The organism is Desulfofundulus thermocisternus DSM 10259 (genome assembly GCF_000686645.1).
GTDB lineage: Bacteria > Bacillota > Desulfotomaculia > Desulfotomaculales > Desulfovirgulaceae > Desulfofundulus > Desulfofundulus australicus.
Genome location: NZ_JMLG01000008.1, coordinates 1 through 23150, shown reverse-complemented (window position 1 = coordinate 23150; position 23150 = coordinate 1). Strand labels below are relative to the sequence as shown.

24 protein-coding genes and 1 riboswitch are annotated in these 23150 nt (G+C 53.0%); of the genes, 6 read left to right on the top strand and 18 right to left on the bottom strand.

Features of this window, described 5'->3' with window-relative positions; genetic code table 11:
* The first annotated feature begins 87 nt into the window (after window positions 1-87).
* Both acs and BR83_RS0108200 read left to right on the top strand, forming a co-directional pair.
* Window positions 88-2190: an acetate--CoA ligase alpha subunit gene (gene acs / locus BR83_RS0108205; protein WP_027356689.1), complete on the top strand. Its 2103-nt coding sequence runs from the start codon at window positions 88-90 to the stop codon at window positions 2188-2190.
* A gap of 10 nt (window positions 2191-2200) precedes the next feature.
* Window positions 2201-3253 carry a phosphotransacetylase family protein gene (locus BR83_RS0108200; protein WP_027356688.1) on the top strand — a complete coding sequence of 351 codons (1053 nt, stop codon included), beginning with the start codon at window positions 2201-2203 and terminating at the stop codon, window positions 3251-3253.
* On the opposite strand, the gene BR83_RS15375 is transcribed toward BR83_RS0108200, so the two are convergent.
* Genes BR83_RS15375 through rsmD form a run of 3 tightly spaced genes read right to left on the bottom strand, consistent with a single transcriptional unit; the run spans window position 3250 to window position 4808 of the window.
* Window positions 3250-3732, bottom strand: coding sequence for an ATPase (locus BR83_RS15375; protein ID WP_034634777.1), 483 nt, complete (start codon window positions 3730-3732; stop codon window positions 3250-3252). The two genes, BR83_RS0108200 and BR83_RS15375, sit on opposite strands and share 4 nt — an antisense overlap.
* 2 nt (window positions 3733-3734) lie before the next feature.
* Window positions 3735-4238, bottom strand: a complete 504-nt coding sequence (coaD, locus tag BR83_RS0108190) for a pantetheine-phosphate adenylyltransferase (RefSeq protein WP_027356687.1) — start codon at window positions 4236-4238, stop codon at window positions 3735-3737.
* Window positions 4239-4241: 3 nt separating this feature from the next.
* Window positions 4242-4808: a 16S rRNA (guanine(966)-N(2))-methyltransferase RsmD gene (gene rsmD / locus BR83_RS0108185; protein ID WP_027356686.1), complete on the bottom strand. Its 567-nt coding sequence runs from the start codon at window positions 4806-4808 to the stop codon at window positions 4242-4244.
* Window positions 4809-4959: 151 nt separating this feature from the next.
* Between rsmD and gpr the strand changes: the two genes are divergently transcribed.
* A complete protein-coding gene (gene gpr, locus BR83_RS0108180; protein WP_027356685.1) occupies window positions 4960-5934 on the top strand; it encodes a GPR endopeptidase in 975 nt (324 codons plus the stop codon).
* Window positions 5935-6050: 116 nt separating this feature from the next.
* Here the strand turns inward: gpr and BR83_RS0108175 are convergent, their stop codons facing one another.
* Both BR83_RS0108175 and recG read right to left on the bottom strand, forming a co-directional pair.
* Window positions 6051-6308: an alpha/beta-type small acid-soluble spore protein gene (locus BR83_RS0108175; RefSeq protein ID WP_027356684.1), complete on the bottom strand. Its 258-nt coding sequence runs from the start codon at window positions 6306-6308 to the stop codon at window positions 6051-6053.
* Window positions 6309-6515: 207 nt separating this feature from the next.
* Complete coding sequence (gene recG, locus BR83_RS0108170) at window positions 6516-8588, bottom strand: ATP-dependent DNA helicase RecG (protein ID WP_027356683.1); 2073 nt, start codon at window positions 8586-8588, stop codon at window positions 6516-6518.
* 186 nt (window positions 8589-8774) lie between these two features.
* Here recG and rpmB point away from each other — a divergent pair, with 186 nt between their 5' ends.
* Entirely contained in the window at window positions 8775-8966 is a 192-nt protein-coding gene (gene rpmB / locus BR83_RS0108165) for a 50S ribosomal protein L28 (protein ID WP_027356682.1), read from the top strand.
* A 50-nt stretch (window positions 8967-9016) separates the two neighbouring features.
* Here the strand turns inward: rpmB and BR83_RS0108160 are convergent, their stop codons facing one another.
* From BR83_RS0108160 to ribD, 5 genes are all read right to left on the bottom strand, one after another.
* On the bottom strand, window positions 9017-10060 hold the full coding sequence (locus BR83_RS0108160) for a nicotinate phosphoribosyltransferase (RefSeq protein WP_027356681.1): 1044 nt from the start codon (window positions 10058-10060) through the stop codon (window positions 9017-9019).
* Window positions 10061-10078: 18 nt separating this feature from the next.
* The gene (gene ribH / locus BR83_RS0108155) at window positions 10079-10546 is read right to left on the bottom strand and encodes a 6,7-dimethyl-8-ribityllumazine synthase (RefSeq protein ID WP_027356680.1); all 468 of its coding nucleotides are present in this window, start codon (window positions 10544-10546) and stop codon (window positions 10079-10081) included.
* 77 nt (window positions 10547-10623) lie between these two features.
* Window positions 10624-11841, bottom strand: a complete 1218-nt coding sequence (locus BR83_RS0108150) for a bifunctional 3,4-dihydroxy-2-butanone-4-phosphate synthase/GTP cyclohydrolase II (protein ID WP_027356679.1) — start codon at window positions 11839-11841, stop codon at window positions 10624-10626.
* A 17-nt stretch (window positions 11842-11858) separates the two neighbouring features.
* Entirely contained in the window at window positions 11859-12524 is a 666-nt protein-coding gene (locus BR83_RS0108145; protein ID WP_027356678.1) for a riboflavin synthase, read from the bottom strand.
* The gene (ribD, locus tag BR83_RS0108140; RefSeq protein ID WP_034634793.1) at window positions 12524-13615 is read right to left on the bottom strand and encodes a bifunctional diaminohydroxyphosphoribosylaminopyrimidine deaminase/5-amino-6-(5-phosphoribosylamino)uracil reductase RibD; all 1092 of its coding nucleotides are present in this window, start codon (window positions 13613-13615) and stop codon (window positions 12524-12526) included. The genes BR83_RS0108145 and ribD overlap by 1 nt, the downstream gene beginning before the upstream one ends.
* 124 nt (window positions 13616-13739) lie before the next feature.
* Window positions 13740-13893: riboswitch (FMN riboswitch) on the bottom strand.
* Window positions 13894-14121: 228 nt separating this feature from the next.
* Here ribD and BR83_RS0108135 point away from each other — a divergent pair.
* The gene (locus BR83_RS0108135) at window positions 14122-16068 is read left to right on the top strand and encodes an acetate--CoA ligase (protein WP_027356676.1); all 1947 of its coding nucleotides are present in this window, start codon (window positions 14122-14124) and stop codon (window positions 16066-16068) included.
* 71 nt (window positions 16069-16139) lie between these two features.
* Here BR83_RS0108135 and BR83_RS15370 read toward each other — a convergent pair whose 3' ends face one another.
* From BR83_RS15370 to BR83_RS0108115, 4 genes are all read right to left on the bottom strand, one after another.
* Complete coding sequence (locus BR83_RS15370) at window positions 16140-16778, bottom strand: TrkA C-terminal domain-containing protein (protein ID WP_034634773.1); 639 nt, start codon at window positions 16776-16778, stop codon at window positions 16140-16142.
* Between the two features lie 140 nt (window positions 16779-16918).
* Entirely contained in the window at window positions 16919-17551 is a 633-nt protein-coding gene (locus BR83_RS0108125) for a CBS and ACT domain-containing protein (protein ID WP_027356675.1), read from the bottom strand.
* 219 nt (window positions 17552-17770) lie between these two features.
* On the bottom strand, window positions 17771-17956 hold the full coding sequence (locus tag BR83_RS0108120) for an aspartyl-phosphate phosphatase Spo0E family protein (protein WP_027356674.1): 186 nt from the start codon (window positions 17954-17956) through the stop codon (window positions 17771-17773).
* 78 nt (window positions 17957-18034) lie between these two features.
* On the bottom strand, window positions 18035-18271 hold the full coding sequence (locus BR83_RS0108115) for a helix-turn-helix domain-containing protein (protein ID WP_157832986.1): 237 nt from the start codon (window positions 18269-18271) through the stop codon (window positions 18035-18037).
* A 184-nt stretch (window positions 18272-18455) separates the two neighbouring features.
* On the opposite strand from BR83_RS0108115, the gene BR83_RS16395 reads away from it, so the two are divergent.
* Window positions 18456-19259 (top strand): LexA family protein, encoded by an 804-nt coding sequence (locus BR83_RS16395; RefSeq protein WP_162164754.1) that lies wholly within the window; start codon window positions 18456-18458, stop codon window positions 19257-19259.
* Between the two features lie 456 nt (window positions 19260-19715).
* On the opposite strand, the gene BR83_RS0108100 is transcribed toward BR83_RS16395, so the two are convergent.
* The 4 genes from BR83_RS0108100 to BR83_RS0108085 form a co-directional block, all read right to left on the bottom strand.
* A complete protein-coding gene (locus BR83_RS0108100; protein WP_027356670.1) occupies window positions 19716-20498 on the bottom strand; it encodes an enoyl-CoA hydratase-related protein in 783 nt (260 codons plus the stop codon).
* A gap of 42 nt (window positions 20499-20540) precedes the next feature.
* Entirely contained in the window at window positions 20541-21398 is an 858-nt protein-coding gene (locus BR83_RS0108095; protein ID WP_027356669.1) for a 3-hydroxybutyryl-CoA dehydrogenase, read from the bottom strand.
* 64 nt (window positions 21399-21462) lie between these two features.
* The gene (locus tag BR83_RS0108090; RefSeq protein ID WP_027356668.1) at window positions 21463-22755 is read right to left on the bottom strand and encodes an acetyl-CoA C-acetyltransferase; all 1293 of its coding nucleotides are present in this window, start codon (window positions 22753-22755) and stop codon (window positions 21463-21465) included.
* A gap of 15 nt (window positions 22756-22770) precedes the next feature.
* A partial coding sequence (locus tag BR83_RS0108085; protein ID WP_027356667.1) for an electron transfer flavoprotein subunit alpha/FixB family protein occupies window positions 22771-23150 on the bottom strand: 380 nt, incomplete at its 5' end.

The following is a 23150-nucleotide window of genomic DNA, read 5'->3' as shown; positions in this document are numbered from 1 at the left end:
AAAATGCAGGCCGCCAGTGGTATGCTTTCCCTGCTCACCGGACATGATAATTTTAACCGACACCAGGTTCAAAGTGGGTGAGATAATTTGGCGGACCTGCATGCTTTTTTTCATCCCCGGACGGTAGCTATCGTCGGTGCATCCAACAAGAAGGGTAAAATTGGTAACGTGCTGGTCAGGAATATGATCGACTGTGGTTACCCGGGCAGGATATACCCCATTAATCCTAAAGCAGAAGAGGTAGAGGGACTTCGCTGCTACCCCAGTTTAAGTGCTGTCGGGGAAAAGGTGGACCTGGTGGTAATCGCTGTCCCGGCCGCCCGGGTTATCAACGTGGCCCGGGAATGCGGCCAGGCCGGGGTTAAAAACCTGGTGGTAATTTCGGCGGGATTTAAGGAAGTGGGCAGGGAAGGATTGTTACTGGAAAGGGAACTTACCGGCATTTGCCGGAAATACGGTATGGGTCTCTTGGGACCCAATTGCGTGGGCATGATCGATACACACGTCCCTATAAACGCTTCTTTTTCAGCTGTTTTTCCGCAACGGGGCAATATCGCTTTCATTTCCCAGAGCGGGGCCATGCTGGTGGCCATTCTCGACTGGAGTCAGACCATCGGGCTGGGCTTCTCCCGCATAGTCAGCCTGGGCAACAAGGCCGATCTAAATGAAGCGGATTTCATAGCGGACGCAGCCGATGATCCCCATACCAGGGTCATCCTGTGTTATATCGAGGACGTAGCCCGGGGCCAGCAATTTTTACAGGCAGCCAGGGCAGCCGTTCGCAAAAAGCCGGTGATAATCCTGAAGAGCGGGGCCAGCCAGGCGGGAGCCCGGGCTGCCTCTTCCCACACCGGAGCCCTCGCCGGCAGCGACCTGGCCTATGAAACAGCCTTCCGGCAGTGCGGCATTATCCGCGCCCGGAGCATGGCCGAACTTTTTGACCTGGCCGTTGCTTTCGCCCACCAGCCTGCCCCCGGGGGGAACCGGATAGCAGTGATCACCAACGCCGGGGGGCCCGGCATTGTAACCACGGATAACATTGAAATGAGCGATCTGGCCATGGCCCGTTTAACAAAAGAAACCGCCCGGGAGCTAAGGTCAAACCTGCCCCCGGAAGCGGCCATTTATAACCCGGTGGATGTCCTGGGCGATGCCGGGGCCGACCGTTACCGGTTTGCCCTGGAAAAGGTTCTCGGCGATCAAAACGTGGATGGTGCGGTGGTCCTGGTATGCCCCACCGCAGTTACAGAACCAGAGCAAACCGCCCGGGCCATCATTGAGACTCACCGTTCCCATCCGGAAAAACCGGTACTTGCCGCCTATATGGGCGGTAAAATCCTGGCAGGGGGGGCCAGGCTCCTGGCAGAAGCAGGAATACCCTGTTTTACCTTTCCCGAACCGGCCGTTAAAGCCCTGAGCGGAATGGTACGCTACGCCCGGGCCAGGGAACTGCCGGCAAAAGTAGAGGAACTTGCACCGGAGGGCATACAACGCGAACCGGTCAGGGAAATGTTTCAAAAGGTACGCCAGGAAGGCAGGCTAACTCTCCTGGGCAGCGAAGCCAGCCAGGTAGCCGCATATTACGGGATCAAAACCGCCCCGATTATTCTGGCTACCAGCCCCGATGAAGCAGCAGCCAGGGCACAGGAAATAGGTTTCCCGGTGGTTATGAAGGTAGCCTCCCCGCAAATTTTACACAAGTCGGACATCGGGGGAGTAAAAGTGGGTATAAAAACCCCCCGGGAGGCCCAAAGAGCCTTTATAGATATAACCGAAAACGTACAGCGTTTCCTGCCCAGGGCGGTAATTCACGGAATAGAGGTCCAGAAAATGATGCCGCAGGGAACGGAACTGATCATTGGCATGACCCGGGACGTGCAGTTCGGTCCTTTAATTGCTTTCGGGCTGGGTGGAATTTACGTCAACCTTTTAAAGGACGTTTCTTTTCGCCTGGCTTATGGCCTGACCAGGGAAGAAATTCAAAAAATGTTGACCGAAACCAGGGCCTATACGCTGCTGAGAGGATACCGGGGTGAAAAACCCAGGGATTTAGAAGCAATTATTGAAATGATTGCCCGCACGGCCAGGCTGGTTCTCGACTTTCCCGAAATTGCAGAAATGGATATTAATCCTGTATTTGCTTACACCGACGGGGCCCGGGCCCTGGATATAAAAATAACCATTTCGTGAGGTGAAAGCGGTGAAAAACCTTTACATTATGGGCACTGCCGGTAGCGGAAAGACAGCCCTGGCAGTGGGGCTGGCCCTAAAATTAGTTGAGCAGGGATACAGGGTTGCTTACTTCAAGCCGGTGGGTCATACCACTGGTTTCAGGGAACAGCACGATGAAGATGCCCGCTTGATGCAGGAAGTGCTGGATTTAAAACACCCCCTGGAGATGATCGTTCCTTTTACAGCGGGGCCGTCCTACCTGTCGGGGTGCCGGCAGGGTGACGTGCTGGAACGGGTCCTTTTTTGCTACCGGCAGGTAAGTGCCGGGGCTGACGTGGTGCTTATCGGGGGAGCTGCTTTCCCTCACATTATGGGCTGCTGGGGCCTGGACGCTGCTACCCTGGCCAGGAAGCTGGAAGCAACGGTCCTGTTCACCATCCGCATTGAAAACGACTTCAGCCTTGACATGGCCATTTTCTTTAACAGGTACCTGGCACAACAGGGTATCCAGGTGCTGGGAAACATTTTTAACAACGTTCCCCGCCCCTTGCTGGCCAAGACAGAGGGAATATACAAGGCCATCCTCAACGAACAGGGGTACCGCACCCTCGGCATTATCCCCCAGTGCCCGGAATTATCTTCGCCAACCGTAATGGAATTTTACGAAACTCTGGGTGGGGAAATACTGGCCGGTGAAGAAAATATGAACCGCCTGGTAGAGGACGTAATTATTGGGGCCATGACCATTGAAAGCGCTCTCGGTTACTTACGGCGGGCACCCAATAAAGCCGTTATAACCGGTGGGGACCGGGCTGATCTTGCCCTGGCAGCTCTGGAGACCAATACCTCGGTGGTAATACTCACCGGCGGGTTATACCCGGATATTAAAGTTATCGCCCGGGCGGCAGAAAAAAACGTACCATTAATTCTGGTACATTACGATACTTTTACCACTATTGAAAAGTTAGCCGAGGTCAGCCGGCACATTCACCCGCGGGACCGCAAGCGGATTACCCTGGCCAAAGAAAATGTGGAAAAATATTGTGACTTTACAGCCATCTTGCAGGCCCTGGCGGATTAACCCTGAGCGGACCGGGTATTTACATTACTGTCAACCCTGACTCCCCTTAATTCTGCCCGCCCGTTGCGGATCTGGGTCATAATTTTATCCAGTTCTTCTTCCAGGCCTCCCAGGATCTCATCGGCATATTCCCGCGCACCCTGCTTGATTTCCCTGGCCACCTGTTCCGCCCGCTGGACAATTTCATCAGCCATTGCCCGGGCTTTTTTTACCACTTCGCTTTCCTCTGCCTGCTTTTCCAGCTGTTTCTGGGCGTCTTCCAGAAGACGTCCCGCTTCCTTACGGGTATCAGCCAGTACTTTTTCCCGCTCCTGGAGAAGCCAGCGCGCCTGGCGCAATTCTTCGGGCAAGGTGGTACGGATACGGTCCAGGTAATCCAGTAACCGGTCTTCATCCACCATCACCCGCCGGGTCATGGGTATGCGGGGACTGTTTTCAATCATCTCCTCTATCTCATTTAGAATGTGCAATAACTCCACTTTTACCCCTCCCTAACCGGTCGCCCGAGGGCCATAAATTTTTCCCTCAACTTTTGCTCCACCACGGGAGGTACCAGATCACGTACGCAGCCGCCAAAGTAGGCCACTTCCTTTACCGCACTGGAACTGATAAAGGAATATTCAGCCCTGGTCATGAGAAATAAAGTATCTATTGAGGGTACCAGTTTTTTATTGGTCAGGGCCATCATAAATTCATTTTCAAAATCCGAGATAGCCCTTAAACCCCGGATGATTGCCTGCGCACCAAGATTTTTGGCATAATTAACAGTCAGCCCGTCAAAAGAATCAACAACCACATTATAGTAGGGCTGTAAGACCTCCCGCAGCATTTCCAACCTTTCACTAACAGTAAAAAGCGGCTTTTTACTGGTATTACGGGATACTGCTACAACCAGCTGGTCAAATAAACATGCTGCCCGCTCAATTACATCCAGATGCCCGTTGGTTATAGGATCAAAACTTCCTGGATAGACTGCGATGCGCAAAAATTAATCCTCCTCTCCGGCAAAACCGGGCTGGTAATAAAATAAAAGCACTGTATCTCCTACCACATGCCGGCGGCACTGCACCAGCCCGCCCACATGAACCGGGCTTTCCAGCCGCTTGCTGCTTTCGGCTACTATAACACCGCCGTCCGCGAGCAACCCGTAACGATCGATTGCCTCCAGGGTGGGTATCTCCAGGCCCTGTCCATATGGTGGGTCCATAAAAATTATATCAAAACGCTGCCCCTCCAGTTGCTTTAAAACTCCCAAAACATCCTGCGGCAGCACTTCCGCTTTTCCGGCCAGCCCTACCTGCATAAGGTTATCGCGAATGGCCCTAACCGCCTTCCTGTCCCGCTCCACAAATACAGCCCGGGCCGCGCCACGGCTTAAAGCTTCAATGCCCACATTACCCGTGCCCGCATAAAGATCCAGGAAACGAGAGCCGGGTACCCTCGAGCCCAGAATGTTAAAGAGGGATTCCTTAACCCTGTCGGCAGTGGGCCGCCCGCTCCATCCCCGGGGGACTTTCAAATTTCTTTTCCTGGCAATTCCAGCAATGACCCTCAAACTTATACTTCTTCCTCCGTCTCATCAACGCAAATATTATAGCATATTATACCAAAAAAATCGATCAGGCAAAATATGTAGCGTATAATCCTTCTCCAACCGGAAAATATATCTTTGAAAGTAAGAAGAATCAATGCAGGAGGCGGCAATATTGCTTATTGAACTTTTTCGCTCCTACGGCGTAAATCTCGATCTGGCATTAGAAGCGCGGGAGATAGTCCGGGGGGAAACGGGGCAGGAAATCCCCGGTGTCAGGGTGGACCGGGAAAGATTTGACCACGGGGAAGTAACCATTGTACATATAGTGGAAAAGACTGCCGAAGCCATCATGGGTAAACCTGTGGGGACGTATATCACCATCGAGGCTCCTGCATTGAGGGAAAACAATCCCACCGCTCATCATGAAATAAGCCAGATCCTGGCCCGGCAGTTAGAAAAATTCGTGAACCATATTCCTGAACACGGCAATATCCTGCTGGTCGGCCTGGGAAACTGGCGGGCTACCCCTGATTCTCTGGGGCCCAAAGTTATCGAAAAGAGCCTTGTAACCAGGCATTTATATAACTATGCCCCCCAGGAATTAAAGGGCGGGATGCGCTCCGTCAGTGCCCTGGCACCGGGAGTCCTGGGGTTAACGGGTATAGAAACGGCTGAAATAATTAAGGGTGTAGTGGATAAAATTCATCCGGAATTAATTATTGCCATAGATTCCCTGGCCGCCCGCAACGTATCCCGCATCTGCACAACCATCCAGATAGCCGATACGGGTATAAGCCCGGGCTCCGGCATTGGTAATCAACGGGCCGGAATTAACAGGGAGAGCATGGGTGTGCCGGTAATTGCCATCGGGGTACCAACTGTAGTACATGCTGCCATCATCAGCCAGGATACCATTAATGCTTATTTGGAACAGCTACAGGCCGTGCCCGCAAATGTGAATTTTAATCCCGCCCTGGCCCGGCGCGCCATTGAAAAAATCCTGGAACCTTTTGGCGGCAACCTTACCGTAACTCCCAAAGAAATAGATTCTTTAATTGCCACCACGGCCAAGGTTATAGCAGGAGCAATTTCCCTGGCCCTGCATCCAGGCTTGACGGAGGATGACTACAGCTATTACCTTCATTAAGAAAATTGTCCCTGCCGGGGGCCCAACCAACAGGGAGCCGGATACTTGCTCATCCTTGAAGTTGGGCCCCTCGATAGGGAACAATATTAGACAGAGAGCTCATACCTTAACCTCCGTTAAGGAGTGGTGCGAGCGTTGGTTACCTGAGGAGTCGGAGGCTGGGTACCGCTGGCCAGGCTTTGCTCATAAGCGGCAATCATCTTCCGGACCATGTTACCGCCAATGGCACCGTTTACCCGGGAAGGCAGGTCGCCCATGTAACCGCTCTGGGGAACCTGAATTCCCAGTTCAGCAGCAGTTTCCCACTTAAACTGCTCCATAGCCGCGGCGGCCTGGGGAAGAATCAATTTGTTCCGCTTTTGCCCTAACGCCATTTATGTCACCTCCTTACCTTTGAGCTACTCTTATTATGACCTTAACGCAACTGATTATGTCTAGAACATTTTACCCCACCACTTCACTTTAACCCCTAAAACACAAGGTTTTTAAGAAAGGATGTTGCCTTGATCTGTCTTGGTTTGACCTTCCTTAAATAAAGCATAAATTTGCAAAGAAAAAAGCCTTTAACAGGCTCAAACTTTTTAACCAATATCCAGATATCCGGCTTTTTCTCCAAATCTTATACGCATTTCCCGGGCCAGGAGGCGATGTTCCGGCGCCTTTAGTTCGGGATCTTTTTTTATCAGGGCCACTGCTTCCTCCCGGGCAAGCTGCAGGGCACGCCAGTCCCGGATCAGGTCGGCCACCTTAAATTCGGGCAGCCCCGACTGCCTGGTACCGGCAAATTCCCCCGGCCCCCTTAACTGCAGATCCTTTTCGGCCAGGGCAAAACCATCGGTGGTGGAGGTCATGGCCTGTAACCTGAAACGGGCCTCTTCAGTATTGCTGTCAGAAATAAGGATACAGTAAGAACGGGCTTTTCCCCGCCCCACCCTCCCCCGCAACTGGTGCAGCTGGGCCAGCCCAAAACGATCGGCATCCAGGATTACCATTACTGTGGCGGTGGGTACGTCCACCCCGACCTCTACCACAGTGGTGGTCACCAGCACCTGGATCTGACCTGTGCGAAAGGCCTCCATAACCTCTTCCTTTTCCCCCGGTTTCAACCGTCCGTGGAGCAAACCTATCCTGCACCCGGCCAGGGGACCCCGGGAGAGTTCCTCCACCAGCTCCACGGCAGCCCGCACATCAATCTTCTCGGATTCTTCCACCAGGGGACAAACCACATAAGCCTGTCCCCCCTTTTCCACTTCCCTTTGCACCAGGCCGTAAACCCGTGGGAGATAAGAAGAAGGAAGAACATAGGTTTGAACAGGCTGCCGCCCGGGGGGAAGCTGGGAAATGGTGCTTACCTCCAGATCTCCATAAAGGGTTAGTGCCAGCGTACGGGGTATGGGTGTAGCCGTCATGACCAGCACATCGGGGCAGTGCCCTTTATATTGCAGTTTGGCCCGCTGCCGCACCCCAAAACGGTGCTGTTCATCAATAACCACCAGCGCCAGAGCTTTAAACTGTACTTTCTCCTGAATCAGGGCCTGGGTACCCACGACCAGGGGTATTTCCCCACTGGCCAGACCGCTTAGAATTTTTTCTCTTTCTTTCTTTTTCATACTCCCGGAAAGCAGACCGACTTCAATTCCTAAAGGAGCCAGATCTCTGGAGAGAGTAAGGTAATGCTGCTCGGCCAGGATTTCTGTGGGCACCATTAACGCTCCCTGCAGCCCGCTTCCCACCGCCCGGAGCAGGGCCAGAGTACTGACCACTGTCTTTCCCGCCCCCACATCTCCCTGCAACAGCCGGTTCATGGGCCAGGGAGCATCCATGTCGGCTTTGATTTCTTCCCACGCCTGCTGCTGGGCGTCCGTCAGGGTAAAGGGCAGGCTGGAAAGGAAACTCTCCACCAGGTTCCTGCGATCATGGTAACGGTGCGGCTTCATCCTTCTGGTATTCTGCCTGCGCCTCAGGGCCAGGAGAAGCTGGAGCAAAAACAGCTCTTCAAAAATAAAACGTTTTCTTGCCCTGATAGCTTCCTTTTCGACTGCGGGAAAATGGATCTGCCGCAGGGCACTGGCAAGATCGGGCAGGGAAAACTTTTGCCGTATTTCCGGCGGGAGAAAATCATGGATGTGAGGCAGCCATTCGTCCAGGGCAAGGCTGACTAAAGAACGCATAAGCCGCTGGCTCAACTGTTCTGTAAGCGGGTAAACAGGAATCAAGCCGCTTTGAGGTGCGTGGGTTTCGCCATCCAGCAACTCATAATCGGTTACCAGCAGCTGGACTTCGCCAAAACGGCGCTCGATCTTCCCCGTAACCTGGATACGGCTCCCGGGAGCCAGCAGTTTTTTTATGTAACGCTGGTTGAACCATACAGCAATAAAATACCCCCCCGGCTCCTGGATCTGGACCCTGGTAACCCAGAGGCCGGGCCTGGGGTTAAGTTCGCTGACCCTGAGCACCCTGCCCTGCAGGGTAGCCTGTTCCCCGTGGGCACAGGCACTGGATGGCTTTACTGTACGTTCCCGGTATTCCCGGGGAAAATGATAAAGTAAATCCCTTACAGTTTTAATTCCCAGTTTCTTCAGCAGGGCAAAGCGGCGCGGGCCAACCATCTTTAAATATTGAACGGGATAGCGCTCATAACCGGTTTCAACCATGAATTGCTTTAAATTATACTTACCCCCTTATACACCTGCCGCAGCTTATTTAGGATCAAATTTGCGGTCTCATCAGCACTTACTGAACCTGCGAGAAAATCCGGATCACACCGGATGTTTTACCTTGCACAGCAAGGGCATTTTTGCTAGAATTTAAGAGTGGTCTAGAAAAAGGAGGTGGCATTCTTGGCCAGAAAATGTGCTATCTGCGGTAAAGGCGTGGTGGTGGGTATGCAGGTTAGCCACTCCCACATCCGGACCAAAAGGACCTGGCAGCCAAATTTACAGCGGGTAAGGGCGCTGGTTAACGGTACCCCCAGGAGAATACTGGTCTGCACCCGTTGCCTGCGCAGCGGTAAGGTGCAGAGGGCAATTTAACAAAGCGGCTTTTACAAGCCGTTTTTTATTTTATAGGCCCGGATTCCGGTCTATAGAATCCTTTGCAGGCGGGGACTGGGGGTAATACCGGGTATGCGCCCCCGCTTGGCAACGGGTTTGCCGTTAACCTCTTTCAAATCCATGGTCATATCTATCGGTGCAGCACCGGATATATAGCTCCCCACCCCGAAAGAATCAGCCCCTGCCTGGCTTAGTAACTGGATGCGCTCGGGAGTCAGGCCGCCGCTCACCAGGATCTCCACGTGGTTGTATCCCGCCTGATTCAGGCGGGCACGCACCTCCCTGACCAGCGCGGGAGTAACTCCCCCCCGCTCGCCGGGAGTATCCAGCCTTATGGCTGCCAGGTCTTTCCCCAGGACCCGGGCGACCCGCAGAGCCTCTTCCGCCTCATCTTTAAAGGTATCCACCAGCACAATTACCGGCGTCCCTTCAGGCATGGTCCGCTGGTAAGCCAGGGCTACCTCCACGGTATCCCCTACGATGAGCATGACGGCATGGGGCAGCGTTCCCACAGGTTCCTGACCGGCCAGTTTGGCTCCCAAAATACAGCTGGCCCCGTCGGCACCCCCCACGATTGCCGCCCTCTCCATAACCGGGGCCACCGCCGGGTGGACATGCCGGGCACCAAAGCAAACCACCCGTTTGTTACCCGCAGCTTCCCGGCATTTCCTGGCTGCCGTAGCCCAGCCGCTGGAGCTGGCCAGTATGCCCAGGATAGCCGTTTCGTAAATGCCGAAGCGGTCGTAGGGACCGTGGATGCGCATAACCACTTCTTTTTCCCCAAACCACTCTCCCTCGGGTAGGGACCAGACCTCCACCCCCGTCCCGGCCAGGAGAGTTTTCACCTCCGGTACCCCGGCCAGCACACCTTCCCTACCGGCAAAAATCTCAGCTGTTACTTCCGTTCCGTCAAGGCCCATGGCCCGTAGAATTTCCCTGGTTTTGATAAAGTAAATATCGGTTGTCCAGCCGGCCATAATTTCCTGGTTGCTGGCGGAAAAAAGCCTTTCACCGGGTGTAACCCGAAAATCAGCCACTTCTTTTAAATTTTGTATTGTGCGTGGTGACTCCACCGGTATGCCTCCTTCTCATTAGCCAAGGCTGCGCATGAGGTTGGCCATTTCAATAGCCCCCACCGCAGCATCCCAACCTTTGTTACCAGCCTTGGTTCCCGCACGTTCTATAGCCTGTTCGAGGGTATCGGCAGTAATTATACCGAATATCACCGGCACACCGGAATCCAGCCCCACTTTGGCCACTCCCTTGGCCACCTCGGCAGCCACATAGTCGAAATGGGGTGTGGCCCCGCGGATCACCGCCCCCAGGCAGATTATGGCGTCAAAACGCTGTGCAGCCACCAGGCGCCTGGCCACCAGGGGAATTTCAAAGGCCCCCGGCACCCAGGCAATCTCTATATCCTGATCCGCCACACCGTGCCGGTGCAGGGCATCGAGAGCCCCCGTTAAAAGCTTGTTGGTGATAAACTCGTTGAAACGTCCCACCACCAGGCCGAAACGCAGGCCCTGGCCAATCAAGTGTCCCTCGTATACTTTAGGCATTATGCTACCCCTTTCCATATAAAGGTACCTGTCTTCCCGTCTTCACCATTAATTAAGGCCGCACAGGAATAAGTATTTTAGCTCACCTCATCGGCTATACTGAGCAGGTGACCCAGTTTTTTTCTTTTTGTTGCCAGGTAGAAGCGGTTATATTTATTGGGAGATATCTCAATGGGTATCCTGGCCACCACTTCCAGGCCATAGCCCTCCAGGCCGGCAATCTTCCGCGGGTTATTGGTCAACAAACGAATTTTCTTGAGCCCGAGATCAACCAGAATTTGAGCCCCGATACCATAATCCCGCAGGTCGGGAGGGAATCCCAGAGCTTCGTTGGCTTCCACCGTATCCTTACCCTGATCCTGCAGCTTATAAGCCCGGATCTTGTTTAAAAGACCTATACCGCGGCCTTCCTGCCGCATATAGAGTAACACACCTACTCCTTCCCTGGCAATCATTTGCATGGCCCGGACGAGCTGATCTCCACAATCACAGCGGGTGGAACCCAGGACGTCTCCGGTCAGGCACTCGGAATGAACCCGTACCAGGGGGGCTTCCACCTGACTTAAATCCCCCTTAACCAGGGCCAGATGACCTTTACCATCCAGCAGGCTTTCATAAGCTACGGCAGTAAACTCACCATATTTGGTAGGCAGGCGGGCAGAATCCACGCGGCGGACCAGTTTTTCTGTACGCCGCCGGTACCTGATTAAATCGGCAATGGTAATGATCTTCAAGCCGTGCTGCCGGCAGAAAGCCATTAATTCAGGCACCCGGGCCATGGTACCGTCTTCCTTCATAATCTCACAAATTACCCCTGCCGGGTACAATCCAGCCAGCCGGGCCAGATCTACTGCTGCTTCGGTATGGCCGGCCCGGCGCAGCACCCCGCCCTCCCGGGCACGCAGGGGGAAGATGTGTCCCGGGCGGCGCAAATCTTCGGGCCGGGTGGCCGGATCCAGAATAGCCCTGATGGTCTGTGCCCGCTCATAAGCGGAAATACCTGTACTGGTATCCTTGTGGTCCACAGATACGGTAAAAGCGGTACCATGTTTGTCAGTACTGTGGGTAACCATAAGCGGCAAATCCAGTTCATCCGCCCGCTCATTGGTTATGGGCATACAGATCAGTCCCCGGGCATGGGTGGCCATAAAATTAATTGCCTCGGGAGTAACTTTTTCCGCCGCCATGATGACATCGCCTTCATTTTCCCGGTCCTCGTCGTCCACAACGACCACCATTTTGCCCTGGCGGATATCCTCGATGGCCTCTTCTACAGAGTTAAAACGAAATTCCATTGCTCCTTCACTCCTGTCTATCTGGTTATAAATCCATGTTCAGCCAGAAAATCCAGGGTAATCCCGGAGGACCTGCCCCGGATCTGCCCCGGAGCGGGCAGATTTAAAAATCTTTCTACATACTTCCCGATAATGTCCGTTTCCAGGTTCACCAGATCTCCCCTTTTTTTAGCACCCAGAATGGTATGCCGGGCGGTATGGGGGATCAGGGAAACTAAAAAGCTCTCCTCATCCACATCCACCACCGTTAAACTGGTGCCATCGACAGCCACCGAACCTTTTTTTACTATATATCTCAACACTTCCGGTGCAGCACCAATAGTTAGCAGGATAGCTATATCATGTTCCTGGCGGCGTAAAACTTGACCCACACCATCAATATGCCCGGTCACCAGGTGGCCACCCAGCCGGTCACCCAGGCGCAAAGCCCTTTCCAGGTTGACCCGATCTCCCGGCTGCAGGTGTCCCAAATTGGTCCGGGCCAGGGTTTCGGCCATAACGTCTACCGTAAATGATGAACGGGTGAAGGATACCACTGTCAGGCAAACACCATTTACGGCCACACTATCTCCCAGCTCCAGATTGCCCGGTATCCTGGCCGCCTCCACCGTCAACCGGGCGGAATCCTTTCCCCGGCTTATATGGCGCAAAACCCCAATTTCCTCAACCAGCCCGGTGAACATCAAACTGCACCCCCGTCGTTCACATATCCCTCCACGCAGAAATCCTCCCCGTAGCGGGTAATAAGGACCTCTCTTAAACGCACTGCTTCGGACAGCCGGGCCGGACCTTCCCCGCCAACAGGGCCGGGTGCACTGCTCCCACCAATAATCAGGGGGGCAATGAACCAGATTACCTTATCCACCAGGCGCGATTCCAGAAAAGACGCGTGAATCCGGCTGCCACCTTCCACCAGCACGCTGGTTATTTCCCGGCGGGCCAGCTCCTTCATTAAGGCGACCAGGTCCACCCCGGGTCCCGGGCCGGGCACCACCAGCACCCGGGCCCCGGCATCTTCCAGGCGACGCCGGTTTTCTTCGGGCGCCTTTTCCGTAACGGCCACAATGGTTGGCGCCGGGGATTCCTGGGTGATCACCCGGGCACCGGGAGGAGTACGGGCCAGGCTGTCCACAATGACCCGCACCGGATCCCTGCCTTCCCGATCCGGAAGACGAGTGGTTAAAGAAGGGTTGTCCTTGAGTACGGTATTAATACCCACCAGGATCGCATCATAACGATCCCTTAAATAATGAACGGCCAGCCGGGCCTGCGAACCGGTGATCCAGCGGGATTCCCCGGTGCGGGTAGCTATTTTACCGTCCAGGCTCATGGCCGCTTTTAAAACCACAAAGGGACTGCGGGTGGTAATGTACTTCACAAAAACCTCATTCAACCTGCGGGCCTCCTCTTCCAGCACACCTACCGTTACCTCGACCCCGGCCTGGCGCAGCCTTTCCACCCCCCGGCCGGCCACAAGGGGGTTGGGGTCGACCATGGCGGTTACCACCCGCTTAACACCGGCAGCCAGAATGGCCTCGGTACAGGGACCCGTGCGTCCCTGGTGGCAGCAAGGTTCCAGAGTAACATACAGGGTTGCCCCTTCCGCCCGCTCACCGGCTTCCCTTAAGGCGTGAATTTCAGCATGGGGAGTCCCGGCCCGGGCATGATAACCCCGGCCAACCACCTGACCATCTTTTACCAGCACAGCTCCCACCATGGGGTTGGGGCTGGTTCTGCCCATTGCCTTTTTGGCCAGGTCCAGGGCCATTCGCATGTAATGTACGTCCAATGTCCTCACCCTGTAAAAGAAAATAGAAAAGCCCTGATCCGGTGATAACCTTCAGGGCTAACAGGCATAAAAAGAGACTTTCCTGCTTTTCTCTGGAAAAGCAGAATCACTATGCCTTCTCCCATCCAGACTTTTACTGTCGGCTCTGGCCTTTCACCAGATCAACCCTGCAACATGCGTGATGGTGCAGGGCTCGCGGGCTCGGAAGGTCATCCGCCCTCCATACCGCCGGTAGGGAATTTCACCCATCCCCGAAGGCTTTTTAACTCTTTAATTTTTAGAACTCTAAGGCTATTATAGGCCTGTTTGCTGCCGGTGTCAATATTGGCCGGATAAACGGATAAACGACGCGGCTCGATCCATTCGCTCTGGCTATAAATCCACTCACACTCAAAAAAATACATCACGCCGGAATATTCTTAATCTTTACCTTATTATCAATTTATACTAAGAATAAACAAAGTTCGTATCGCTAAGGGGAGGTAATGCGAATGGCGGGAAAAATGGGTACCGGAATGGTTCCCCCGCAGGTAAAAGCTTTTATCGACTGGGCAGCCAGTGATCCGGAAGGTTTCTGGGCAGAAGCTGCCAATAAAGCAGCTCATGATATTTACTGGTTCAAAAAGTGGGACAAGGTGTTCACCTGGAATTACCCCACCTTTCAGTGGTTCTCCGGTGGGCTGACCAATATTTGTTACAACTGCGTGGACTATAAGGTCAAAAGAGGGAAGGCAGGCCGGGCTGCATTTATTGCCGAGTCAGGGGAAACCGGCGAAGTAAGGGTAATAACCTACGGCCAGCTTCTTTCCCTGGTAAAACAGTATGCTGCAGCGTTAAGAGGCCTGGGGGTGAAAAAAGGCGACCGGGTAGCCATCTACATGCCCACCGGCATCGAATCGGTTACCGCCATGCTGGCCTGTGCCCGTATTGGAGCCATCCACGTGGTTATCTTTGCTGGATTTTCTGCCGGGGCAGTGGCCGATCGCCTGCAGATCACCGGTGCCAGGTATCTCCTTACCCAGGACGAGGGCCTGCGGCGGGGCAAACCAGTTCCCCTTAAGGGCATAATTGACGAAGCCCTGGCCATGTGTCCCGAAGACCTGATCCAAAAAGTAGTGGTTTTACAGAAAAATAAGGCACAATCACCACCGATGAAGGCCGGGCGCGACATTTTCTGGGATGAGTTTCTGGCTCTCGGTGAAGGCCAGAGTGCAGAAGTAGAATTGATGGAAGCAAACGAACCCCTCTTCCTGCTTCCCACATCCGGCACCACCGCCAAACCCAAGGTTACCGTGCAGAAACATGGCGGTTATCAGGTTTATATTTACTCCATGGCCAAGTGGATTTACGCTTTGCAGGAAGAAGACGTCTGGTTCTGCACCTCGGACATCGGATGGATTGTGGGGCACAGTTATAACGTCTACGGTCCTCTCCTGGTGGGCGCTACCAGCGTTCTTTACGAAGGAACTCCCGACTACCCGCGCCCGGATATGTGGTGGGATATCATCGAACGGAATAAAGTTACGGCCGTGTGGACATCCCCCACCGGGGTACGGGGCCTGATGAAGCTGGGTATTGAACACGCCAAAAAACACGATCTTTCCACGGTCAGCCGGGTATTCTGCGCGGGAGAAGTCCTGAACCCCGCTGCCTGGAGCTGGCTGCAGGAACAGGTTTTTGAAAATAAAATCCCCGTTATGGACCATATGTGGCAGACCGAGACTTCCGGCCCCATCTTCGCCAACCCGTACGGGCTGGGTATGATTCCTATAAAACCGGGCTCGGCAGGTATCCCCGTACCCGGCATCATTGCGGAAATTGTTGATGATAAGGATGGAAAGCCCGCCGCTCCCGGTGAAAAAGGGATTGTTACCATCTTAAGACCCTTCCCGGGACTGACCTCCACCCTCTGGAACAATGAAGAGGGTTACCAGAAGGAATACTGGGAGCGACTGCCCTTTACCCAGGGCCGGTATTATTGCGGGGACGCCGCTTCTATGGACGAGGATGGGTACATCTGGTTTGCCGGTCGCTCCGATGAGGTAATCAAAATCGCCGCCCACAGGATTGGTACCATTGAAATTGAAAACGCCCTTATTTCCCACCCGGCAGTGGTAGAAGCAGGTGTCTCGGGAGTACCCGATGAACTCAAAGGAGAAGTGGCCTGCGCCTTCGTGGTCTTAAAGCAGGGCTACCAGCCCGGCGAAGAAATTAAGAAAGAATTAATAGCCCATGTGCGTAAAACCATGGGACCCATTGTCATCATCAGGGATATCCAGTTTGTAAACTCTTTACCCAAGACCCGCAGTGGTAAAATTATGCGCCGGGTTATGAGGTCCCTCTGGACGGGGAAAGAACTGGGCGACCTCTCAACCATTGAAGAAGAAGCATCCGTTGACGAAATCCGTGAAGCCATTAAGAAAATGCAGCAGGTTTAAGTGTTTAAACATAGTAAATTAATCAGTTCTTAAAATTCAAGACCCCTTACCGCTTGCGGAAGGGGTCTATTTTATTGTTTTACCGCCGTACCGTTAACAAGGTGGTAAACCTGGTCTTTTAACTCCGGCGGGGCCAGAACAATCAATATATCATCAGCCTTTATTACCGTATCGGCCTGGGGTGAGAGGATCTCCTCACCTCCACGATAAATGGCCAGCACGGTGGACCCTGTTTGGGCCCGGAACTTCGCCTCGGCCAGGGATTTACCTACCAGGGGCGATGTGGGCAGCACCCGGATTTCTTCTATCCGCTGCAGGTTACCTGCCATCTTGAATGTATAATCCAGCAGCTCATTCATCAACTTTTCAATCTCGTTGTTAATCCGATCCCTTTCCCGTAAGAGGCGGTGCAGCCGTTCCTGCATATCCCTCAGGATCTGACGCTGCCCGCACTCCGCCAGGAAAGCCTCGGCCGCCTTTTGAGACTTTACCACCACCCCCACTCCCGGGGAAACCTGCACAATTCCCGTATCCTGCAGGAGGGTTAAAGCACGGCGGATGGTTTCCGGAGAAACGTTGTACTTGCCAGCCAGCGTGGAACGGCCGAAAATTTTTTGCCCCTCACGATATTCACCCCTGGCAATACGGGTGGCAATATCAATGGCTATGGTGGCATAACGGGATAAGACATGAGAGCCAGCGGATTCCATAAGGATCTTCTCCTTTACCGTTTGAATATAGTAATGCCCAACTAAAATTATAATGCAACGGTAGCAAAAAATTAATCAAAATTAATCCGGCTCCCCCAGGGAGCCGGACTTCTCCAAAACCAGAATTTCTCCCCGAACAACTAGCTAACAGATTTTACCTCATAACCTTGCTTCTGTAAATCATTAATCAGAGATTGGGGTTCTACAGTACTCAGGCGAAGCATGATCTGAACCCGCTGTTCTTCTTTTTCCCGGCAGGCCACACCAATAACATTGATCTGGTGCTCCCTTACAATGGCCAGAATATCGGCCAGGGCACCAATGCGATCGCTGGCTTCCAGCACCAGGCGGGTTCCTGCCTTGCGCAGGCCAAAGATCCGGATTAGAGCGTCCAGAATATCAGTCTGGGTAATGATACCCACCAGCCTGTCCTCCTCCACTACGGGCAGGCTTCCAATTTTATGTTCCCGCATAATCAAAGACGCTTCTTCAATAGAACAATCGGGCCCTATAGTAATGGGGCTGGTTTTCATAACCTCCTTAACTACCATTTTAGATAACAGGTAATTCATCTCAAAAACACTCAGGGTGGTCGCGGGGGAGGGAGAAACGGTAAGCAAATCTCGTTCGGTAACCAGACCAACAAGCTGACCCTTGTCCACCACTGGCAGGTGCCTGATCCTGTTCTTCCTCATAATATTCAGCGCTTCCAGGATGGGAGTGCCCGAATTAATGCAGATAGGAGAGGTGCTCATATAGTCCCGTACAAACATATAAAACCCCCCGTCTGTAACCTTTCCATAAGTTATTATAGAATAATTATAGCACTACCCCGGGGGAAAGCAACGATAAAAATAACAAAAGCTGGTACACATTCTTACTTTTCTAGCCCATCTGACCCCAAATTCCAGACTTTCCCGGCTGCCGCCGCCGTCAATCGGCAGTGGCACAGGTAACGGGGGACAATTTCTGACTTGATTTATGCCGCGAATCTAATATTCTGAATATTTATTTCCTTTCTTTAGAGAAAATACTAATCGCTGGTATTGTACAATCAATCTATCCAGGTGCTGGCTCAAAAGAAGAATCTCCTCCCTGTCCTCCCTGCTCATCCCATTTAATCTCCGCCGCAGGTATTCAATCTGATTCTTAAGATTTAAATCAAGATTTAAATCCAAGCCCTTCCCCCCTCAAATTTAAATAAAGAGCCGCAACTAATTACCTGATTCTGTTAAATACCTGCCCGGCAACCATTTTTATTTATTGTGATACGTATCGTGCTTTATTTTGCCGGGGTCGGGTAATTTCCAATCCCTTGTAGGAAGGCCCAGCTTCAACATCCAGACCGAAACCGTTGCCCTGCCCACACCGAACAGGCGGGCCAGCTGGTCCAGGGTATACCCCTTTTCATAATAATAATGCTTAATTAGACTTGCCACCGGCTGGCCAAACCTGGCTTCAACTTCGCCCATCTTGCTTCTACGCCCAACCACGTTATCACCCCGTATATAATGTTATCATTTCGTTAACACCAGGGGAAAATTCCTTATAGAAAATGCCGGTTCACGCTATTTTTTCTAAAGTTATCACAATGACAACATGCTGTCAAGAGGTTTTTCCGAAATTCCAGGGAATAATATGCAACAGGTTGTAAACTTTGAAAACCCGGGTGGCATTATGAAAAATTATTACGAGGAAATAGGCAGGAGAATAAAAAAGGCCCGTGAAGACCGGGGACTCACCCAGGAACAGCTGGGTGAAAAACTGGGCTTTACCAAAACGGCCATCAATCTTTATGAGAAAGGGAAAAGGCGGATTTCCATAGATGATCTTAAACGTATCTCAGTGATTTTAGGCAAGCCCCTTTCTTTTTTTCTTGGAGAAAATATAAGCTCAATGGAAGCCATCAGAACGCTCATTCAAAAACCACTGGCCGACTTCCTGCCCATCAAGCAGGTACCCCTTTTTGAAACCATACGGGCAGCATTTAATGAAAAGGATATCGCCGGCTACATTAATATTGACAGGGAACTGGAAGCTGATTTTGCCTTTATAGTAAAAGATGATAGCATGAGGGGAGCCGGAATTATACCGGGAGATATCGCTATTTGTAAAAAGGCCGACGCTGCAGAATCCGGTCAACTAGCTGTCGTGCAGTTAAATAACGATGAGCTGGGAATAAGGTATGTTCTTTCCGAAGACGGCCGGTGGAAATTAAAGGCGGCCAACCCCCGGTATGAAGATATTTATCTCCGCCCCGGGGAAAAAAGGGTTCATGGCCTGGTGGTGTTAATTCAGAAAAAGCCGCCGGCCCTGGCAGAGGGAGCTTATGCGAGCCAGAATGACGACTGGTTGCAGGTGAGGGAAGTTGCCGTAAAATACGGCATTAGCCCCGAAAAAGCTAAACGATTGCTTGAATCCTTTGGCAAACTAATGGAAAACGAGCAGGGAAATATCACCGGAGACAGTAATGACAAATAAAGCATTAATACCTTCATTATCCTGGCTGAAACTGATATTTTACTTAACAAAATTGCTTTTAAGAAACTAATTAAAAAAGTCCGGGAAATGCAGGATGAACAGGATTCAAATAATTAATTAAGGAATATGCACCAACCAGAATTACCAACCCGAGTACCCAGAAGATAACTATTTTTCTATGATTCCAGGTAGTAAAGTCCCACAGGTAAAAATATAAAAGCATGTAGGGACAGAGTACAAGGAAAAGCCAGGTTATGTCCATGAACTCCAGCCTCCCTCCACCATTGCTGCCCGCACCTGATTATTTTAAATTATACTATATTCCCGGAATAGAATACTACACCTCTAAAACAGGGGTGAATATGTAAAAAAATACAGGCTGTTACTTTCCAGCCTGCATTTTCACTTTTCCCATTTAATTTAAAACAATTATCCGGGATGCTTATTTACCCAACCTTAACGTCCCTGAAATTGCGGCTTGCGCTTGTTTAAAAAGGCCGCAATACCTTCCTCCCGGTCAGCCGTGGCAAATACCAGCCCGAACAGATCGGCCTCGTGGGCCAGGGCCTTCTCCAGATCCATTTCCAGCCCTTCATTCACGGCTTCCTTGGTTAGCCGCACGGCTACCGGCCCCCGGGCAGCAATACGCTCGGCCATTCCCCGGCAGAAGTTAAGCAGTTCTTCCGCCGGAACCACATGGTTCACCAGGCCGATACGCCGGGCGGTTTCGGCGTCAAGCATATCCGCCGTAAACAAAATCTCCTTGGCCAGGCCGGGATTGACCAGCCTGGTTAAACGCTGGGTTCCGCCGAAACCGGCAATCAGGCCCAGGTTGACCTCCGGTTGCCCGAATTTGGCCTTCTCCGAGGCCACCCGGATATCACAGGCCATGGCCAGCTCGCAGCCACCCCCCAGGGCGTACCCGTTAATGGCAGCAATTACCGGCTTGGGCAGGTTCTCAATTTTGCTCAGCACCCTCTGCCCCAACCGGGCAAAATTCCTGGCCTCCAGGGGGGTGAGCTTGCTCATGAAAGCGATATCGGCCCCGGCTACAAAAGCCTTTTCTCCCGCCCCGGTGATAATAATTACCCGGATGGCCTCATCTTCTGCCAGTTCGTCCACAGCACCCTCGATTTCCTTAAGCGTTTCGGCATTTAGCGCGTTCAATACCTGCGGCCGGTTGATGGTAAGTATGGCCAGCGGGCCATCTTTGTCCACCAGGATATTGTTCCAGGACATTCTCCTGCCTCCCTTCGTAGGTTTGACTCCCGGGCCGGGAAGTTACTGGTTATATACGTAGAATCCCCGGCCGGTCTTGCGGCCCAGCCAGCCGGCAGCCACGTATTTTTTCAGCAGCGGGCAGGGACGGTACTTGCTGTCGCCCAGCTCCCTGTGCAGCACTTCCATGATGTACAGGCAGGTATCCAGACCAATAAGGTCTGCCAGGGCCAGGGGTCCCATGGGGTGGTTCATACCCAGCTTCATGACCTGGTCCACCGCTTCGGGAGTGGCTATGCCTTCGTAAACACAGTAAATAGCTTCGTTGATCATGGGCAGGAGCACCCGGTTGGATACAAAACCCGGAGCATCGTTGACTTCCACGGGCACCTTGCCCATGCGCTCACTCATGGTCTTGACCACATTAAAGGTTTCATCGGAGGTAGCCAGCCCGCGGATAACTTCCACCAGCTTCATTACCGGTACCGGGTTCATAAAGTGCATGCCGATAACCTTCTCCGGCCTCTTTGTTGCCGCGGCAATCTGGGTTATGGGCAAAGACGAAGTATTGGTGGCCAGGATGGTATGGGGGGGACAGATTTCATCCAGCTGTTTGAAAATGCTGGACTTCACTTCCATATTTTCTATTGCCGCTTCAATAACCAGGTCCACGTCCTTAGCATCGGCCAGGCTGGTGGAAGGTGTTATGCGCGCCAGGATCTCCGCCTTCTGGTCTTCCTGCAGCCTTCCCTTGCTCACATCCCGGCTCAGGTTCTTCTCAATATTGCTCAGCCCCCGCCGGACAAATTCATCCTTAATGTCATTCAAGATAACCTGGCAGCCGGCCACTGCCGCCGCCACCTGGGCAATACCCGACCCCATCTGGCCGGCTCCGACAACCATTACTTTTTGCACATCCATAAGCCTTAAACCTCCCCGATGATAGGTTTTTTACAGCCAGTCTACTATCTAAACAGGTACTTGTTTAAATATTTTCCAGAACCATGGCCATTCCCTGACCACCACCTATGCACATGGTGACCAGGCCGGTGCCGAGATTTCTCCTCTTCATTTCGTGCATAATGGTAACCACCAGCCTGGCCCCGGTGCAGCCTATGGGGTGCCCCAGGGAAATACCGCTGCCCAGCGGGTTGGTTTTTTCCAGGCTGAGCCCGAGTTCCCTCATACAGGCCAGGGCCTGGGCGGCAAAGGCTTCATTCAGTTCCACCACGTCTATATCCTCGATGGTCAGTCCGGCCTTTTTCAGGGCTTTTCTGACGGCCGGAACCGGCCCGGTGCCCATGTAGGCCGGGTCCACACCGCCGGAGGCAAAGGATTTAATGGCCACCCACGGCTTTAAGCCCAGTTCCTCCGCTTTTTCCCGGGACATGAGCACCACCGCCGCCGCCGCGTCGTTTATGCCCGAGGCGTTGCCCGCGGTTACTGTTCCATCGGGCCGGAAGACCGGGCGCAATTTGGCCATCTTTTCCATACTGGTATCCATGGGCCGCTCGTCGGTGTCAAAAAGCACCGGTTCGCCTTTCTTCTGGGGTATGGGTACGGGTACAATTTCTTGCTTGAAGAGCCCTTCCTTGATGGCGGCCCTGGCCCGCTGGTGGCTGAGCAGGCCCAGTTCATCCTGCTCCCGGCGGGTGATACCGTATTTGGCGGCGATGTTTTCCGCCGTATTACCCATGTGGTAGCCGTAGAAAATTTCCCACAGCCCGTCGTAAACCATCAGGTCAATGCATTCACCTCTGGCACCGACATCCATCCGGTACCCCCAGCGGGCCCGGGGCAGGATGTAAGGCGCCTGGCTCATGTTCTCCATGCCACCGGCCACCACTACCTCCGCCTCACCGGCCATGATGGCCTGGGCGCCCAGGGCAATGGCCTTCAGGCCCGAGCCGCAAACTTTATTTACCGTAAAGGCGGTGGATTCCTTGGGAATACCGGCATAAATGGCAGCCTGGCGGGCGGTATTCTGGCCGTTGCCGCCCTGGAGCACGTGCCCCATAATCACTTCGTCAACCTGAACTTCCTGCAGAGTATCATCCCAATCATAGTAACTGCGTTCCAGATCCGTCACCGGCTCACCCTTCAGGGCATCGGGACCGTAATCTAAAAGTTCCTGGCTGGAAACAGGTCTCAATCCGGCTCTTTTTAAGGCCTCTTTAATAACCAGGCTGCCCAGCTTGACCACCGGCACATCTTTTAAGGAACCGCCAAAGGCGCCGATGGCCGTACGTACCCCGCTGACAATTACTACTTCCTTCATCGTTCCCCTCCTCATTTACTCCTTGCCGAGGAGTTTTTTGAACTCCTGCGTCAGCAGGGGCACCACCTCGAAGAGGTCGCCCACAATGCCGTAATCGGCCACCTTGAAGATGTTGGCTTCCGGGTCCTTGTTGATGGCCACAATCACCTTCGAGGAGCTCATCCCCGCCAGGTGCTGGATGGCTCCCGAAATGCCGCAGGCAATGTACAGCTGCGGGGATACGGTTTTGCCCGTCTGGCCCACCTGCATGCTGTGCGGCGCATAACCGGCATCCACCGCCGCCCGGGAGGCTCCCACCGCCGCACCCAGCACGTCCGCCAGTTCTTCCAGTATGCGGAAGTTCTCCGCCGCTTTCATGCCCCGGCCGCCGGATACGATGATGTCCGCTTCCGTGA

Bases quoted from the DNA above. Each gene is read 5' to 3' on its own strand.
- recG (WP_027356683.1), bottom strand. From the start codon at position 8,588: ATGGTTGAAACCGGTTATGAGCGCTATCCCGTTCAATATTTAAAGATG.
- BR83_RS0108135 (WP_027356676.1), top strand. From the start codon at position 14,122: ATGGCGGGAAAAATGGGTACCGGAATGGTTCCCCCGCAGGTAAAAGCT.
- BR83_RS0108125 (WP_027356675.1), bottom strand. From the start codon at position 17,551: ATGTTTGTACGGGACTATATGAGCACCTCTCCTATCTGCATTAATTCG.
- BR83_RS15370 (WP_034634773.1), bottom strand. From the start codon at position 16,778: ATGGAATCCGCTGGCTCTCATGTCTTATCCCGTTATGCCACCATAGCC.
- BR83_RS0108145 (WP_027356678.1), bottom strand. From the start codon at position 12,524: ATGTTCACCGGGCTGGTTGAGGAAATTGGGGTTTTGCGCCATATAAGC.
- ribH (WP_027356680.1), bottom strand. From the start codon at position 10,546: ATGCCTAAAGTATACGAGGGACACTTGATTGGCCAGGGCCTGCGTTTC.
- BR83_RS0108090 (WP_027356668.1), bottom strand. From the start codon at position 22,755: ATGAAGGAAGTAGTAATTGTCAGCGGGGTACGTACGGCCATCGGCGCC.
- BR83_RS16395 (WP_162164754.1), top strand. From the start codon at position 18,456: ATGAAAAATTATTACGAGGAAATAGGCAGGAGAATAAAAAAGGCCCGT.
- ribD (WP_034634793.1), bottom strand. From the start codon at position 13,615: ATGCGAATGGCCCTGGACCTGGCCAAAAAGGCAATGGGCAGAACCAGC.
- BR83_RS0108175 (WP_027356684.1), bottom strand. From the start codon at position 6,308: ATGGCGTTAGGGCAAAAGCGGAACAAATTGATTCTTCCCCAGGCCGCC.
- BR83_RS0108150 (WP_027356679.1), bottom strand. From the start codon at position 11,841: ATGGAATTTCGTTTTAACTCTGTAGAAGAGGCCATCGAGGATATCCGC.
- BR83_RS0108095 (WP_027356669.1), bottom strand. From the start codon at position 21,398: ATGGATGTGCAAAAAGTAATGGTTGTCGGAGCCGGCCAGATGGGGTCG.
- BR83_RS0108100 (WP_027356670.1), bottom strand. From the start codon at position 20,498: ATGTCCTGGAACAATATCCTGGTGGACAAAGATGGCCCGCTGGCCATA.